Below are 16,956 nucleotides of genomic sequence, written 5' to 3'. Positions count from 1 at the left end.
CCGCTTAGCGGGCCGGCAGCACTGGTTTAAGCACCGGTTTTACCCCCTCGACGGCCGCCGCGGCGTCATGGCACTAGGCTTGGTCTGTGTCTGAATCCACTCCCGGCCCCTTCCGTGTGGGCGTCATCCTTGTGGCCGGCGGGTCCGGCCAGCGCCTTGGCTACGGAATGCCGAAAGCCCAGGTTCCCCTCGCCGGGGAAATGCTCCTGTCCCACGCGCTGAGGGGTGTTGAGGCCTCGGGTGTTGCCTCGTACATCGCAGTAGCAGTCCCGGCCGCGGACACGGCACTCCGCGCACTCTGTGCTGCCACCCCCCTTAGCTGCCCGATCGAGGTAGTGGACGGCGGAGCGACCCGTTCCGACTCGGTCCGTGCTGCGCTCAGGGCCCTGCCGGAGGACCTCGACGCCGTCCTGGTCCACGACGCGGCACGCGCGCTGACGCCGGTCCAGGTCTTTCACCGGGTCACGGCGGCCCTGGCTGCAGGTGCCGGCGCGGTGATTCCGGCAGTACCTGTGGTGGACACCGTCAAAGCCGTTGAATTGGCAGCAGGCGCGGAGAATGATCCCGCCCCCGCCCGCGTCACCGGGACACCGGACCGGGCAAGCCTCCGGGCGGTTCAGACACCGCAGGGGTTCGACGCAGGCCTCCTGCGCCGCGCCCACGCCGCGGCGTCGGACTTCGATGAGCAGCGGGCCGCAGCGATCACAGACGACGCGATGCTGGCCGAAAGCCTGGGGGAGACGGTCCACGTCGTTGAAGGCTCCGCCATGTCCCTGAAAATCACCACGCCGCTTGACCTGCTTCTGGCCGAAGCAGTCCTTGGCGGCGGCTCAAGCATGCAGGAGGACTAGGCCGCATGGAGAACCTGCCCCGCACCGGAATCGGTACGGACGTACACGCTTTCGCTCCCGACGACGTTCCGCGCCCGCTGTGGGTCGCGGGCCTTCTCTGGGAGGGAGAGCGTGGCCTCGCCGGGCATTCCGACGGCGACGTCGTGGCACACGCCGCTGCGGACGCGCTGTTCTCTGCTGCCGGTATCGGAGATCTTGGATCGCACTTCGGCACCGACCGGCCGGAGTACGCCGGAGCCGCGGGCACCGTTCTCCTGGCGGAAGCGGCACGGCTGGTCCGCGAGGCCGGTTTCCGCATCGGGAACGTGTCCGTGCAGCTGATCGGCAACCGCCCCAAGTTCAGCCCCCGGCGCGCCGAAGCCGAAGCTGTCCTCACCAAGGCAGCGGGTGCACCCGTGAGTGTCTCAGCCACCACGACTGACGGCCTGGGCTTCACCGGCCGCGGCGAGGGAATCGCCGCCGTGGCCACCGCCGTCGTCGTCGCCGGGTAGAGGCGTAACCTGCCTGCGGGCGGGGCAGGTGCCACGCGGTAGCCTAGAGCAGTGAGCCTGAGATTCTATGACACAGCGACAGCCAGCATCCGGGACTTCGAGCCCCTGATCCCCGGGCAGGTCAGTCTGTACTACTGCGGTGCCACGGTGCAGGGGCTGCCGCACGTGGGGCACATCCGCTCGGCCATCGCGTTCGATCAGCTCACCCGCTGGCTCCAGGCCCGCGGCTTCAGGGTTACCACCGTCCGCAACGTCACTGACATTGATGACAAGATCCTGGCCAAGGCTGCCGCATCCGTTGGCGCAGAGCCGGCGGACGGCGTCGTGCCCGACGAAGAGTGGTGGGCGCTGGCCTACCGCTTCGAGCAGGAATTCTCCCGCGCCTACGACGCACTGGGCGTGCAGCGGCCCACCTACGAACCCCGCGCAACCGGCCACATTCCGGAAATGCACGCGCTCATCCAGCGCCTGATCGAGGCCGGACATGCCTATCCCGCCCTGGACGACTCGGGAGACGTGTACTTCGACGTCCGGTCCTGGCCCGCCTACGGCTCGCTCACCCGGCAGAACATTGATGACATGCAGGCAGCCCCCGACGCCGATCCGCGGGGCAAGCGCGATCCGCGGGACTTCGCGCTGTGGAAGGGGCACAAGGACACGGATCCCGAAACGGCAGCCTGGGACAGCCCGTGGGGCCGCGGCCGGCCCGGCTGGCACCTGGAATGCTCCGCCATGGTCACCAAGTACCTCGGTCCGCGCTTCGACATCCACGGCGGGGGACTGGATCTGCGGTTCCCGCACCACGAAAACGAAATGGCACAGTCCCAGGCTGCCGGAGACGGGTTTGCCAACTTCTGGATGCACAACGGCATGGTCACCTTCGAGGGCGAGAAGATGTCCAAGTCCATCGGCAACACCATCAGCCCCTCGCAGATGCTCGCTGAGGCGTCCCCGCGCGTCGTCCGGTACTACCTCGGCCAGGCACACTACCGCTCCGTGCTGGACTACCGGCCCACCTCCCTGCAGGAAGCCGCGGCGGCAGTAGAGCGGATCGACGGTTTCATCGCCAAGGCCGCCGCCAAGGTGGGAGAGAACGAGGCGCCAAACCCGGCGGATGTCCCGGAAGCATTCGGCGCCGCCATGGATGACGACCTCAACGTCCCGCAGGCCCTTGCCGTGCTGCACGAAACCGTGCGAACCGGCAACACCGCCCTCGCGGCGTCGGACCTGGATACCGTGCGGACCGCCCTGGCGCAGGTCCGGGCCATGACAACAGTCCTGGGACTGGACGCCGTCCAGTCATCCGGTGCTGCGGCAGGTCCTGAACACACAGCGCTGGACAGCCTGATCCAGGACCGGCTCCGGGAGCGCAGCGAAGCCCGCGCAGCGAAGGACTGGGCCCGGGCCGACGCGATCCGGGACTCGCTCGCAGCCGCCGGGGTGGTCGTGGAAGACACTGCCGACGGGGCACTTTGGTCCCTGGAACAAGGGTAGGCGTTAGCTCTGGGCTAACTGGTTTGGCTGCGGCTCACGGGTTTGGGACAGCCTGCGTAAACTAGGAGTAGTGCTTTCTTCTACTTAAGGTGTATATACCCATGGCCAATCACGGACGACCCGGCGCAGTGCGCAAAGCCAAAAAGGGCCCCAGCCAGGGGACCGGCGGCCTCGGGCGCAAGGCCCTCGAAGGCAAAGGACCGACGCCCAAGGCTGAAGACCGCCCCTACCACAAGGCATATAAGAGCAAGCAGCTCTCCGAGCGCTCTGCCGCCAAGCACGGCGGCCAGCGCCCCGGCGGCCGCAACGCCCCTGCCCGCGGCAAAGTGGCTGAAGAAGTCGTTACCGGCCGGAACTCGGTGGTGGAAGCCCTGCGCGCCGGCATTCCGGCGAAGGCGCTGCACGTTGCCGTCCGCATCGACATGGACGACCGCGTCCGCGAATCCCTGAAGATGGCAGCCGAGCGCGGCCTGCCTGTGATGGAAACGCACAAGCCCGAGCTGGACCGGATGACCAACGAGGCCGTCCACCAGGGCCTGGTGCTGCAGATCCCGCCCTATGAGTACGCAGACCCGATCGACCTCGCCGAGGAGACAATCGCGTCCTGGAAGAAGGGCCACATCGCCAACGCGCCGCTCTTCGTTGCCCTGGACGGAATCACCGATCCCCGCAACCTTGGTGCGATTATCCGCTCGGCGTCAGCTTTCAGCGCCCACGGTGTTGTAGTCCCCGAACGCCGCTCGGTCGGCGTCACCGCCTCAGCATGGAAGACCAGCGCGGGTGCTGCCGTCCGCGTTCCGGTGGCACGCGCCGGCAACCTGAACAACACGCTGAAGACCTTCAAGAAGATGGGAATCTTCGTGCTGGGCCTGGACGGCGACGGCGACGTTTCCCTTCCGGACCTCGCCCTGGCCAAGGACCCGGTCTGCATTGTGGTGGGTTCCGAGGGCAAGGGCCTGTCCCGCCTGGTCCGGGAAAACTGCGACCAGATTGTTTCAATCCCGATCGACTCCGCCATGGAATCCCTCAACGCCTCCATGGCCGTCGGGATCACCCTTTACGAAGTTTCGCGTCAGCGCTCAGCCTGACCTTCGCGGAGCGCCGGAGAGGCATTCATGGCACACGTCGTAACTGGAGATAGGCAGACACAGCGAATCTCCCGGGCTTTCCCCCTGGGAGTCCACCGCAGCGTGGCGGGCGTCCCGGATGTTCCGGGCGCCGTCAACGTGTCCGTTTTTGCCCCCGGTCTCGAAGCTGTGGATGTCTGGTTCGAACCGCGGCCCGGGCAATGGGCTTCGGCCCTGCTCGAGCGGCGTTCGGCAGGCGTGCACCACGGCCGGGTGGAAGGCCTGCGCCCGGGGATCCGCTACGGATTCTGGGGCCACGGCGCGCACCTGCCGGCCGAACCGGGTTCTTTCCAGCTGCTCCTTGACCCGTACGGGCGGGGAATCGACACGGTCCAGCGTGAGGACAGGGAACCGTTGTGGTTCTCAGTGGCCACCACCCCGGACTTTGACTGGGGGAACGATGAACCCCCGCACACACGGTGGCGCGATTCCGTCATCTATGAAGCCCATGTCCGGGGTATGACCAAGCTCAACCCGGCGCTGCCGGAAGACCTTCGGGGCACCTACGCGGGGATGGGCCACCCGGCCACCATCGGGTACCTGCAGGACCTGGGGATCACGGCCGTGGAACTGCTTCCGGTCCACTTCCACATCGACGAGCCGCACCTCCAGGAACTCGGGCTCTCCAACTACTGGGGCTACAACACCCTGGGCTACTTTGCCCCGCACACGGACTATGCCACCCCCACCGCCCAGGCCGCCGGCCCGCAGGCGGTACAGGATGAGTTCAAGACCATGGTGAAGAACCTCCATGCCGCGGGCATCGAGGTGATCCTCGACGTCGTGTACAACCACACTGCCGAAGGCGGGAAGGACCTGCCTGCTCTGTCCTGGCGGGGCCTGGGGGAAGAGACCTACTACCGGCATGACTCAGACGGCCGGTACATCGACACCACCGGCTGCGGCAACAGCCTGGACTTCAGCGAACCCCGCGTCATCCAGATGACGCTTGATTCGCTGCGCTACTGGGTGCGCGAGTACCACGTGGACGGCTTCCGCTTCGACCTGGCACCGACCATGGCCAGGGATGCGGAGAACCGCTTCGACCGGCGGCATCCGCTGCTGGTGGCGCTGGCCACGGACCCGGTCATGCACGGGATCAAGCTGATTGCGGAGCCGTGGGACCTGGGCCCGGACGGCTGGCAGACCGGCAATTTCCCGCCGGGCTGGGCAGACTGGAACGACCATTTCCGGGACACGGTCCGGGACTTTTGGCTGGCTGACCAGGCTGCCCTGGCAGCTGGAGAGCCGGCAGGGTCCCTGGCCCGTCTTGGCACTGCTCTGGCAGGATCGGCAGAACTCTTTGCCCGTTCGGAACGGACCCCGCTTTCCTCCGTAAACCTGGTGACAGCGCATGACGGCTTTACGCTGGCGGACCTCACCACCTACAACCACAAGCACAACCAGGCCAACGGCGAAGACAACCGGGACGGTTCAAGCCACAACCGCAGCTGGAACCACGGCATTGAAGGCCCGACTGACAACCCGCGGATCCTTCCGCACCGCCGGCAGACGGCGCGAAACCTCATGGCTACCCTGCTGCTCTCCGTGGGCGTTCCCATGATCACGTCCGGTGATGAAGTCGGCCGCACCCAGCACGGGAACAACAACGCCTACTGCCAGGACAACAAGACTGCCTGGCTGTCCTGGCAGGACGACGACGACGCGCGGCGCATGTTTGCTGCCACCGCGGCGCTGGTCCGCCTGCGAAGGGAGTTCCTTGCACGCCAGCCCTATGCCTTCCCCGCTGATCCGCGGGACGCGTTCCTGCTCTGGTTTGATGCTTCCGGACAGCCCATGACTGACGCTGCGTGGCACGATCCTGGCTGCCGTGTGCTTCAGCTGCTCATCGGCTCCGGCCAGGGCGAGCGTGCCGGGCTTATGGTAATCAACGGCGGACAGGAAACAGAACAGATTGTGCTGCCGAGCCGTGCCACCCTGGACGATGCAGGAGTCACGGCAAACGAAGGCCATTTTTACGAACTCGTGTTCGCCACAGCTGATCCGGAAGAACGCCGCACCGGCGCACGCCTTGCGCCCGGGGAAAAAGACCACATCGAAGGAAACTCGATCAGCGTCTACCGTATCTAGCCGCCCGCGCCACCGGCGCACCCAGACCGGAAAAGCAGCACGCCGGCACCCGTCACGGGTGCAGGCGTGCTGCTGTGTGGGGGTGCTTAGGCGTTCGCGACCAGCCCCAGTTCTGCCTTGGACGCCAGCCCGGAATGGTACGGGAGCACCCGCACGGTGTATCCGAACGGTCCGGCCAGCTCGATTGGCATTTCTCCCGAGTACAGGAACCTGCCGGAGCCGAGGTCTTCGGCGACGGAGAGGTCAAGAAGCTGGTGGTCGCTGAGCTTGTCAGCGCCGGAGACCTTCCCGTAGGCGGCTTCCACCACTACGTCTGCCGGTTTCAGCGAACCCAGGCTCACGTAAGCCTGGACTGTGAGAGTGTCCCCGATTTGAGGGGCGTCCGAGATGCCAATCGAATCCACGTGCTCAACGTTGACTCCGCCCCAGGCATCGCGGACCCGCATAATCCAGGCAGCCAGTTCCCGTGCCGCCTGGTACTGGTCGGCTGCAGCCGCCCGGCCGGACTGGCAGGCGGGCCGGTAAAGGTTATTGACGTAGTCACGCAGCATTCGGTTGGCGGAGACCTTCGGGCCAAGCTCAGCCAGCGTGTGCTTGACCATCTCCAGCCATTCGTGGGGCAGGGAATCGGCGGGAGCCTCCGAGGGGCCGGCCGCACCAGCGTCTGCCGAGGGTTCCTGGCCGTAGAACATCGGAGCCACAGTGTTCTCCAGCAGGTCATACAGCGCGGCAGCTTCAATGTCGTCCCGCTGGTCGGCGGTGTAGAGCTCCCGGGTATGGGTTCCTTCGCGCGGGTTGGCGGACGGGATCGCCCAGCCGTTCTCGCCGTCGTACATTTCGTCCCACCAGCCATCCAGCACGGACAGGTTTAGCCCGCCGTTGATGGCGGACTTCATGCCCGACGTGCCCGAAGCCTCAAGCGGACGGATGGGATTGTTCAGCCAGACGTCACAGCCCGGGAACAGGGTGCGCGCCATGGCGATGTCGTAGTTCGGCAGGAAGACGATCCGGTGCCGGACCTCCGGGTCGTCGGTGAACTGGACCAGATCCTGGATCATCCGCTTTCCCTGCTCGTCAGCAGGGTGGGACTTGCCTGCCACCACGAGCTGCACCGGATGGTCCGGATGGAGCAGCAGGGCCTTGAGCCTGGCCGGGTCCCTGAGCATGAGCGTCAGCCGCTTGTACGTCGGCACCCGGCGGGCGAAGCCTATGGTCAGGATGTCGGGGTCCAGTACGTCGTCGGTCCAGCCCAGCGAAGCGTCCGGGGCGCCGCGCTTGCGCCAGGCTGACCGTACCCGGTGCCGGACGTCCTCGATCAGCTTCATGCGCAGCCTGCGCCGCAGGTCCCACAGGACCTCGTCGTCGACTTCGTACGCCCGTGTCCAGTCGCGGTCGTGGACGGTGGCCACTCCGAACTGGTCCTGGGCGAGGGCGGTCAGTTCCGGATCCACCCAGGTAGGAACGTGTACTCCGTTCGTGACGGAGGTGATGGGGATTTCTGAGACGTCAAAGCCCGGCCAGAGACCGGAGAACATCTCACGGGAGACCTGCCCGTGCAGCTTTGCGACACCGTTGGCGCGCTGGGCCAGGCGCAGGCCCATGACCGCCATGTTGAAGACGTTCGGATCCCCGCCCTCGTAATCCTCGGCACCCAGGGCAAGCACCTTGTTGGTTGGAACCGACTGGGCCAGTCCGGCATTAAGGAAGTGCCGCACTTCGCCGACGTCGAAGCGGTCGATTCCGGCCGGCACGGGAGTGTGCGTGGTGAAGATCGTGGAGGCACGGGCAGCGGTCAGTGCCTCTTCCCAGTGCATGCCCGTGTCCATCAGCTCCCGGATGCGCTCCACGCCAAGGAAGCCCGCATGGCCCTCATTCGTATGGAAGACCTCCGGGGCAGGAGCACCGGTGAGACGTTCGAAGACACGCAGTGCCTTCACCCCGCCCATGCCCAGCAGAAGCTCCTGCTGCAGCCGGTGGTCCCCGCTGCCGCCGTAAAGACGGTCCGTAATGCCGCGGGCGGCGTCGTCGTTGCCGCGTACATCCGCATCCAGCAGCAGCAGGGGAACGCGCCCGACGTCGGCGCGCCAGATCTGCGCCATCAGGTGCCGCCCGTTCGGCAGCGGCAGGCTGATGCGGGCGGGAGTTCCGTCTTCTTCGCGCAGCAGGGTCAGCGGCAGGCCGTTGGGGTCAAGGACCGGGTAGGTCTCCTGCTGCCACCCGTCACGGGAAAGGGACTGCTTGAAATAGCCCGCCTGGTAGAGCAGACCAACGCCGACCAGCGGCACGCCCAGGTCGGACGCCGACTTGAGGTGGTCGCCGGCCAGGATGCCCAGGCCGCCTGAGTATTGCGGGAGTACGGCGGAAATGCCGTACTCGGGGGAGAAATAGGCGATCGAACGCGGAGCGTCTTCGCCGAGCGACTGATACCAGCGAGGGGCGGTGAGGTAGTGCTCCAGGTTCTCGTCCAGGGAGCGGATCTGCTCCACCAGAGCGGGATCGCCCGAGATTCGTTCCAGGGTCTGGCGGCTGACCATGCCCAGGGCCCGGATGGGGTCGTGGCCGCTCTCGGCCCAGATCCGGGGGTCCAGGTCCTTGAAGAGGTCCCGGGTGGGCTGATGCCAGCTCCAGCGCAGGTTGCCGGCCAGCCTGGCAAGCGGCGCAATGCTGCCGGGAAGGACGGTGCGGACGGTAAACCTTCGGATTGCCTTCACCCCCGTTAGGCTAGCGCAGTTCCTCCGGGAGGTGGTGTGTGTCACGCAAAAGCAACAGGGATTTAACCGGGATTCTTTCCACCCCGCTCCCACCTGCGGTGATTTCTCCGGAGGGTGCTCTGACCAGTATCGATACTGCAAAAAGTACGTGCCCTTAGCAATCTGCCCTGATTGTCGCTAACGTCTAGTCTGTGACCTCATCCAGCGCGTTGCCATCTAATGTCCAGCCCGCCACGGAACTCCGGTTCGGCCGGATTCCTGTTCTCAACGTGTCTCCGGTGATCCAGTGCGGCCGTTTTGCCGCCAAGGCGGTCCCCGGTGAAGACCTAGTAATCGGGGCGACGGTCTTCCGCGAAGGCCATGACCTGGTGGGGGTCTCTGCCGTGCTCTATGACCCCCAGGGCCAGGAAGTCCAGCGCCGGCGCATGCACCCGGTTGGCCAGGGCCTGGACCGCTGGGAGGGCCAGCTGCGTCCTGAAACGACCGGCGACTACACATTTACGGTTGAAGGCTGGGCCGATCTCTTCGGTACCTGGCACCACAATGCCGACGTGAAGATAGCGGCCGGAATCGACGTCGAGCTGATGCTCGCAGAAGGCGCCGCGCTTTTCAGTGCTGCTGCAGCCGGGCGGAACGAAGCGGACGCCGCCGTTCTGCGCGAAACGGCCCGTGTCCTGGAGGACACAGCACTTGATCCGGGAATGCGGTTCGCTGCGGCCGGCCGCCCCGAACTTGCCGAAGTCCTGGAGCGGGAACCCATCCGCGACCTTGTGACCCCGTCCCAGCGGTTCCCGGTGAAGGTGGAAAGGGACCGCGCCGGACGCGGAGCATGGTACGAGTTCTTCCCCCGTTCTGAAGGGGCTTCCTTCGACCCGGCAACAGCATCCTGGACTTCCGGAACGTTCCGGAGCGCTGCACGCAGCCTGGACCGGGTGGCCGCGATGGGTTTTGACGTCATTTACCTTCCGCCGATACATCCCATTGGCACCACGTTCCGCAAGGGGCCGAACAACACACTGGTTGCGGGTCCGCAGGATCCGGGTTCTCCGTGGGCGATCGGCTCCGCTGAGGGTGGCCACGACGCGATCCATCCGGACCTCGGAACCTTCGACGACTTTGATTTCTTTGTCCAGGCAGCGGAGGGGTTTGGGCTGGAAGTGGCCATCGACCTTGCCCTGCAGGCATCCCCGGACCACCCCTGGGTCACCGAGCATCCCGAGTGGTTCACCACCCGGGTAGACGGCACTATTGCCTACGCTGAGAACCCGCCGAAGAAGTACCAGGACATCTATCCCCTGAACTTCGACAACGACTACGAGGGCCTGTCGCAGGAGATCCTGCGGATTGTGCTGATGTGGATCAGCCACGGCGTGAAGATCTTCCGCGTGGACAACCCGCACACCAAGCCGCTGCGGTTCTGGGAATGGCTGATCACCACGGTGAACCGGGAGCACCCGGACGTAGTCTTCCTCGCCGAAGCCTTCACCCGTCCCCCGATGATGCATGCCCTGGGCATGGCCGGGTTCCAGCAGTCCTACACCTACTTCACCTGGCGGAACACGCGGCAGGAAATCGAGGAGTACTTCACCGAGGTCTCGAAGGAAACCGCCGCGTTCTTCCGTCCCAATTTCTTCGTCAACACTCCGGACATCCTCACCGAATTCCTGCAGTACGGCGGTCCGCCCGCCTTCAAGATCCGTGCGGTCCTGGCGTCAACCGCCAGCCCGCTGTGGGGCATGTACGCCGGCTACGAACTCTATGAGCACGTTGCCCGCCCCGGGGCCGAGGAATACATCGACAACGAGAAGTTCGAGTACAAGCAGCGCGACTTTGCCGCAGCTGAAGCGGAAAACCGCAGCCTGGCTCCGTACATCACCCGGCTGAACAAGATCCGCCACGACCACCCGGCACTGGGGGACCTGCAGAACCTCACCGTGCATTCCAGCACGGATGAGGCAACGGTCGTCTATTCCAAGCACAAGCAAATCGACCTAACCGATGCAAGCAGTAAGGACACGCTCATCATTGTGGTGAACACTGACCCGCACAGTGCACGCGAGTGCACCGTGACACTGGACCTGGACGCCCTGCACCTTGCGCCGCAGGACTTCAACGAGGACGGAACGTTCTGGGTTGACGACCTGATCAGCGGTGCCAGCTACCGCTGGGGCCAGTACAACTACGTACGCCTGGACGCGCACTATGAACCGGCGCATGTTCTCGCAGTACGGAGGGGAACCCAGTGGTAAATCCTTTTCAGCTGCACGCACCGGGACTGACGAACGACCCGAACTGGTACCGAAAGGCTGTTTTCTACGAGGTGCTGGTCCGCGGATTCCGTGACTCCAACGGCGACGGCAACGGCGATTTCACGGGCCTGATCTCCCAGCTGGATTACCTGCAGTGGCTCGGCGTTGACTGCCTCTGGCTGCCGCCGTTCTTCAAGTCACCGCTGCGTGACGGCGGGTATGACATCTCCGATTACTACGACGTGCTCAGCGAGTTCGGAACGATCAGCGACTTCAAGCGGCTGGTTGCCGAGGCCCACGCCCGCGGCCTCCGCGTCATCATCGACCTGCCGCTGAACCACACATCGGATAAGCATCCCTGGTTCGAGGAATCCCGCAATGATCCCGACGGTCCATACGGGGACTTCTACGTCTGGTCCGACACTGACCAGAAGTACGAAGACGCCCGGATCATCTTCGTGGACACCGAGGAATCGAACTGGGCCTTCGACCCGGTGCGGCGCCAGTTCTACTGGCACCGGTTCTTCAGCCACCAGCCGGACCTGAACTTCGAGAATCCCAAGGTCGTCGAGGCGGTGTTCGACGTCGTCCGCTTCTGGCTGGACCAGGGGATTGACGGGTTCCGTGCGGATGCCATCCCCTACCTCTTCGAAGAGGACGGCACCAACTGCGAGAACCTGCCTGCCACCCACTGGTTCCTGAAGGACCTGCGGACCATGGTGGACGAGAACTACCCCGGACGCGTGATCGTCGCGGAAGCCAACCAGATGCCGCATGAAGTCGTTGAGTACTTCGGCGACGAAACCGGGCCGGAATGCCATATGTGCTTCCACTTCCCGATCATGCCCCGGCTCTTCTATGCGCTGCGGGACCAAAAAGCCGCTCCCATCATCCAGACCATGGAGGAAACACCGGATATCCCGGCGGGCAGCCAGTGGGGCACGTTCCTGCGCAACCACGATGAGCTGACGCTGGAGATGGTCACCAACGAAGAGCGCCAGGCGATGCTGGGCTGGTACGCACCGGATTCCCGGATGCGGGCCAACATCGGCATCCGGCGCCGGCTGGCGCCGCTGCTGGACAACTCCAGGTCCGAGATTGAGTTGATCCACGCGCTCCTGCTCTCCCTCCCCGGCAGCCCGTTCCTCTATTACGGGGATGAGATCGGGATGGGCGACAACATCTGGCTTGAGGACCGTGACTCCTCCCGCACACCCATGCAGTGGAACCCGGACCGCAACGCCGGTTTCTCCACCGCTGATCCGGGCAAGGTCTACCTGCCCGTGGTCCAGTCGCTGGTGTACCACTACAACCACGTGAATGTTGAAGCGCAGCTGGCGAGCTCAAGCTCGCTCCTGCACTGGATGCGCCAGATGATCATGGTCCGCCGGACCCATCCGGCGTTTGGACTGGGCTCCTACCGCAATGTCCCCACGGACAGCGAAGCGGTGCTGGCATTCCTGCGCGAGCTGCCGGAGGACAACCCGGAAGGGGAGGTCGGGGAGACCATGTTCTGCATTTTCAACCTCTCCCAGCACCCGGTCGCAGCCACGGTGAACCTGCCCGAGTTCGCCAGCCGCGGTCTCAGGGATGCCTTCGGAGGCACGCCGTTCCCCACGTTCAGTGAGGACGGTTCGCTCACCCTGACCCTGGGCAGCCACGACTTCTACTGGCTGCGGCTGCGCTCGGCGAGATCCAACCCAAGCTCTCCACAGACCGAAGCAATCCCGCTGATACTCGCCTCGGAGGCCACGTCGAAATGACAGACACCATCCCGACCCTGCCCGAAATTTTCACTGCCTGGCTGCCCCGGCAGCGATGGTTTCCGGCCAAGGGAAAGGATGTGGTCCTTCGCCGGGTCGGGGGGATAGAGCTCGCTGATCCACGCGGTGCCGTGCAGATGAACGTGCACTTCGTCTCGGTTGAATCCGGGCGGCGGGTGGACATCATCAGCGTTCCGGTCAGCGCTCGACCTGCGCCGGTTGAAGAACTCGACGGCGCGCTGATGGGTGTGGTGGAGCACGAAGAAAAGGGCCGGCAGTGGTTTTACGACGCGACCGCCGACCCGGTGTTCGTCACTGCGTGGCTTGAGACCATGCGCGCGCAGGCCAGTTCCCTGGACGGACGCACGCACGGCTATGCCCTGGACGGATTCGCCGACTGGGATCCCTTCGAGGAGATCCTTCCGATCCGTGTCCTGAAGGGCGAACAGTCCAACACCTCGGTAATTGCCGCCACCGAGCGGGCGCCGGTGATCGTGAAGTTCTACCGTGTGCTGGCGGCCGGGGAAAGCCCGGACGTCCTGGTCAGCGCCAAACTGACCGAAGGCGGGTCCCAGGACGTGCCTGCCACGTTCGGCTGGGTCACCGGCAGCTGGCAGGACGTCTATGACGACGCCGGTTCCGGCACCTGGGTGAGCGGTGACGTCAGCGTGCTGCGCGAGTTCGTCCCCAACAGCGAGGACGCCTGGCGCACCGCCTCCTCTGCTGCTGTCTCCGGCCGGGACTTCACCGCGGAAGCCGAGGAACTGGGCGCCGTCACCGGGCGGATCCATTCCCAGCTGGAAGCAGCTTTTGGGGCACACCAGCCCACGCCCGCTGAACAGGCAGAGTTCCTGTCCTCTCTGGTCCGCCGGCTGAAGTGGGAATGGGAGGAAGCCCGAAGCTATGTTGGGCCATACGACCAGGTAGTTGACCAGCTGCTGGCCACAGTCGAGGAGCTCCCGGCCCTGCCGAACCTGCAGCGCATCCACGCCGACTACCATCTGGGACAGGTGCTGCACTCGCCGTCCCGGGGATGGACTGTGCTGGACTTTGAAGGTGAACCGCTTCGCCCCGCGGCCGAACGAAGCGTTCCTGACGTCGCGCTGCGGGACGTGGTGGGCATGCTGCGCTCCATTGACTATGCCGCCGCCGTGGCGATTATCGGCTCTTCCGGTGCCGGCCCCGAAGACCTGGTGGAAAACGCCGGGCGCAAGGCGCGGGCCATGGCCTGGGCACAGAGCGCCGCCGATGCCTTCCTGCGCGGCTATGAGAAGGAAACCGGGACGCACATCAACCGCGCCGACCCGCTTTACATCGCCCTGTGGCTGGACAAGGCCCTGTACGAAGTTGTCTACGAGATCCGTAATCGACCGGCCTGGATTGAAGTGCCCGCAACAGCCGCCCGGCAGGTACTTGAAGAACTCAGCCTGCAGCAGGATCCGCCGAATGGCCAGGAAGTGAGCCCCGTGAACAAGACCCCGAATTCCAAATCAAACCAGCCCAAGGACGCCAGGACGGATCCAGCGGCAAACCCCCGGCATGCGGCCGCCGCGGCGTCGGGTACTGCCACTGTTGTGCCGGATGCTTCCGGCGCAGACTCCTCACCGGCCTCGGCCCCGGCTCCGGCAGGAGGCAACCCGCTCCCGGTGGCGCAGGACGTCCTGGATGCTGTCTCAAACGGCAGCTATTACCAGCCCCATGCCGTCCTGGGCGCGCACCTGGACGACCACGGGACGGTCACCATCCGCACGCTCCGCCCGCTGGCACGGGAGGTTACTGCGGTTACGACTGAGGGCCGGGTGCCGCTTCACCACGAGCACAACGGAATCTGGGTGGGCACCCTCCCTGCCCAGACGGCCGGACAGGTGCCGGACTACCGGCTGGAAGTTTCGTACGACGGCGTTCCGCCGGCAACATTTGATGATCCCTATCGGTTCCTGCCCAGCCTGGGCGAAATGGACCTGCACCTGATCGGTGAAGGCCGGCATGAAAAGCTCTGGACGGTGCTCGGTGCCAATCCGCACCACTACAACTCGGTTCTCGGCGAAGTGGATGGAGTCAGCTTCGCGGTGTGGGCGCCGAATGCGCAGGCCGTCCGGGTCGAGGGCGATTTCAACGCCTGGGACGGACGCATCCACGCGATGCGGTCCCTGGGAAGCTCCGGGGTCTGGGAAATCTTCATCCCCGACGTCGAGCCCGGCTCCCGCTACAAGTTTGAGATCCTTGGGCAGGACGGGGTGTGGCGGGAGAAGGCCGACCCGCTGGCCAAGGGAACTGAAGCACCGCCGCTGACCGGTTCCCGGGTGGTCGAATCCACCTACCGGTTCGAAGACGCGGACTGGATGACGGCCCGTGCGGAACGGGACCCGCACAATTCGCCGATGAGCGTCTATGAAGTCCACCTTGGGTCATGGCGGCTGGGCCTGGACTACCGGGAACTGGCAAAACAGCTGGCCGAATACGTGACGTGGCAGGGCTTCACCCACGTTGAGTTCATGCCTGTTGCGGAGCACCCTTTCGGTGGTTCCTGGGGTTACCAGATCACCAGCTACTACGCTCCCACCGCACGGTTCGGCCATCCGGATGACTTCCGGTACCTGGTGGACACCCTGCACCAGGCCGGCATCGGCGTCATCCTGGACTGGGTTCCGGGCCACTTCCCGAAGGATTCCTGGGCGCTGGCGAACTTCGACGGTCAGCCGCTCTATGAGCACCCTGATCCGATGCGCGGTGAACAGCCCGACTGGGGAACCCTGATCTTCGACTACGGCAGGCGGGAGGTACGGAACTTCCTGGTGGCCAACGCCATCTATTGGCTGGAGGAGTTCCACATCGACGGGCTCCGGGTCGACGCCGTCGCTTCCATGCTCTATCTGGACTACTCCCGCCCAGAGGGCCAGTGGCGGCCAAACCAGTTCGGCGGCCGGGAGAACCTGGAAGCCATATCCTTCCTGCAGGAAGTCAACGCCACCGCATACCGGCGGGTCCCGGGAATCGTCATGGTTGCGGAAGAGTCGACGGCGTTCCCGGGGGTTACTTCTCCCACCAGTTCCGGCGGGCTCGGATTCGGCCTGAAATGGAACATGGGCTGGATGAACGACACTCTCGAGTACATGTCCGAAGACCCGGTCAACCGGATGTACCACCACTCCAAGCTCACGTTCTCACTGGTGTACGCCTTCACCGAGAATTTCCTGCTCCCGATTTCCCATGACGAAGTGGTGCACGGCAAGGGATCGCTCCTGCGCAAGATGCCCGGGGACAGGTGGCAGCAGCTGGCGAACGTCCGCGCGTACCTCGCGTTCCAGTGGGCGCACCCGGGCAAGCAGCTGATCTTCATGGGCACGGAGTTCGGCCAGGAAGCCGAATGGTCCGAACAGTACGGTCTGGACTGGTACCTTACGGAAACCCCGCAGCACAGCGGTGTGCAGCTGCTCGTCCGTGAGCTGAACGATATCTACCGGGAGACCCCGGCGCTCTACGCACGGGACAACGATCCGTCCGGATTCCAGTGGATCAACGAGAACGACGGCGCGCACAACGTTCTCTCCTTCATCCGCTGGGACAGCCAGGGCAATCCGCTGGTCTGCATCGCCAATTTCTCCGGCGCCCCGCATGAGGGAATACGGGTGGGCCTGCCCTGGGCAGGGGAATGGGTCGAGAGGCTGAACACCGACGCCACCGAGTACGGCGGCTCCGGGGTGGGGAACATGGGCGCGGTGGTCGCGGAAGAAGGCGGGTTCGAAGGCCAGCCGGCATCTGCCGCGCTGCGGCTTCCGCCCCTGGGCATCCTGTACCTGACGCCGCGGAAGTAGGCGCGGACGTACCCCTCTTCCGCGGCTTTGGGGAGGCGTTCGCAGCCTCCCCAAAACCGTGCTAGAGTTTATATCCGCGCAGAACGGGGAACCGGGAAGCGCGGAGGATCGCAAGATCCGCAGCGAGTATCGCGAAAACGGCCGGTTTGACACCGACTGCCGAGAGGTACTAAGCTAGAAAAGTTGCTCCGGAGCGACGGAGAGCACAAGATTCCACGGAATCACAGCTCTCCCGGTGCCGGATGTGCCTGTTGTTTGAGAACTCAATAGTGTGCCAAGTTTATTGATACCGATTATTTATTGATTGGTTGAATTGGCTGTCCTGCCCACCCCGTGGGTGTGGATGGTTTTTTTAGCTGGTTTC

The 16,956-nt window shown here is 64.9% G+C and carries 9 protein-coding genes; 8 read left to right on the top strand and 1 reads right to left on the bottom strand.

The genetic code is table 11. The annotated features are described in order from the left end of the window. The first annotated feature begins 86 nt into the window (after nt 1-86). The 5 genes from ispD (at nt 87) to glgX (ending at nt 6,054) form a co-directional block, all read left to right on the top strand. Nucleotides 87-851, top strand: a complete 765-nt coding sequence (gene ispD / locus FYJ28_RS14210; protein ID WP_055240755.1) for a 2-C-methyl-D-erythritol 4-phosphate cytidylyltransferase — start codon at nt 87-89, stop codon at nt 849-851. A gap of 5 nt (nt 852-856) precedes the next feature. After that, the gene (ispF, locus tag FYJ28_RS14205; RefSeq protein WP_055240756.1) at nt 857-1,342 is read left to right on the top strand and encodes a 2-C-methyl-D-erythritol 2,4-cyclodiphosphate synthase; all 486 of its coding nucleotides are present in this window, start codon (nt 857-859) and stop codon (nt 1,340-1,342) included. A 51-nt stretch (nt 1,343-1,393) separates the two neighbouring features. Beyond that, nucleotides 1,394-2,836, top strand: a complete 1,443-nt coding sequence (gene cysS, locus FYJ28_RS14200) for a cysteine--tRNA ligase (RefSeq protein WP_055240757.1) — start codon at nt 1,394-1,396, stop codon at nt 2,834-2,836. Nucleotides 2,837-2,937: 101 nt separating this feature from the next. Further along, the gene (gene rlmB, locus FYJ28_RS14195; RefSeq protein WP_055240758.1) at nt 2,938-3,924 is read left to right on the top strand and encodes a 23S rRNA (guanosine(2251)-2'-O)-methyltransferase RlmB; all 987 of its coding nucleotides are present in this window, start codon (nt 2,938-2,940) and stop codon (nt 3,922-3,924) included. Between the two features lie 27 nt (nt 3,925-3,951). Next, nucleotides 3,952-6,054, top strand: a complete 2,103-nt coding sequence (gene glgX / locus FYJ28_RS14190; protein WP_154579761.1) for a glycogen debranching protein GlgX — start codon at nt 3,952-3,954, stop codon at nt 6,052-6,054. Nucleotides 6,055-6,140: 86 nt separating this feature from the next. Here the strand turns inward: glgX and glgP are convergent, their stop codons facing one another. Then, complete coding sequence (gene glgP, locus FYJ28_RS14185; protein ID WP_326831740.1) at nt 6,141-8,765, bottom strand: alpha-glucan family phosphorylase; 2,625 nt, start codon at nt 8,763-8,765, stop codon at nt 6,141-6,143. A gap of 191 nt (nt 8,766-8,956) precedes the next feature. On the opposite strand from glgP, the gene FYJ28_RS14180 reads away from it, so the two are divergent. The 3 genes from FYJ28_RS14180 to glgB are packed head-to-tail and all read left to right on the top strand — an operon-like array spanning nt 8,957 to nt 16,592. After that, nucleotides 8,957-11,014 (top strand): alpha-1,4-glucan--maltose-1-phosphate maltosyltransferase, encoded by a 2,058-nt coding sequence (locus FYJ28_RS14180; RefSeq protein ID WP_326831739.1) that lies wholly within the window; start codon nt 8,957-8,959, stop codon nt 11,012-11,014. Continuing rightward, a complete protein-coding gene (treS, locus tag FYJ28_RS14175) occupies nt 11,008-12,777 on the top strand; it encodes a maltose alpha-D-glucosyltransferase (protein ID WP_326831738.1) in 1,770 nt (589 codons plus the stop codon). The genes FYJ28_RS14180 and treS overlap by 7 nt, the downstream gene beginning before the upstream one ends. Further along, the gene (gene glgB / locus FYJ28_RS14170; RefSeq protein ID WP_154579759.1) at nt 12,774-16,592 is read left to right on the top strand and encodes a 1,4-alpha-glucan branching protein GlgB; all 3,819 of its coding nucleotides are present in this window, start codon (nt 12,774-12,776) and stop codon (nt 16,590-16,592) included. Before treS ends, glgB begins: the two co-directional genes overlap by 4 nt. The last annotated feature ends 364 nt before the right edge of the window (nt 16,593-16,956 follow it).

The organism is Arthrobacter sp. BL-252-APC-1A (assembly GCF_009696625.1).
Taxonomy (GTDB): Bacteria; Actinomycetota; Actinomycetes; order Actinomycetales; family Micrococcaceae; genus Arthrobacter_B.
This window is presented reverse-complemented; position numbering and strand designations above follow the sequence as displayed.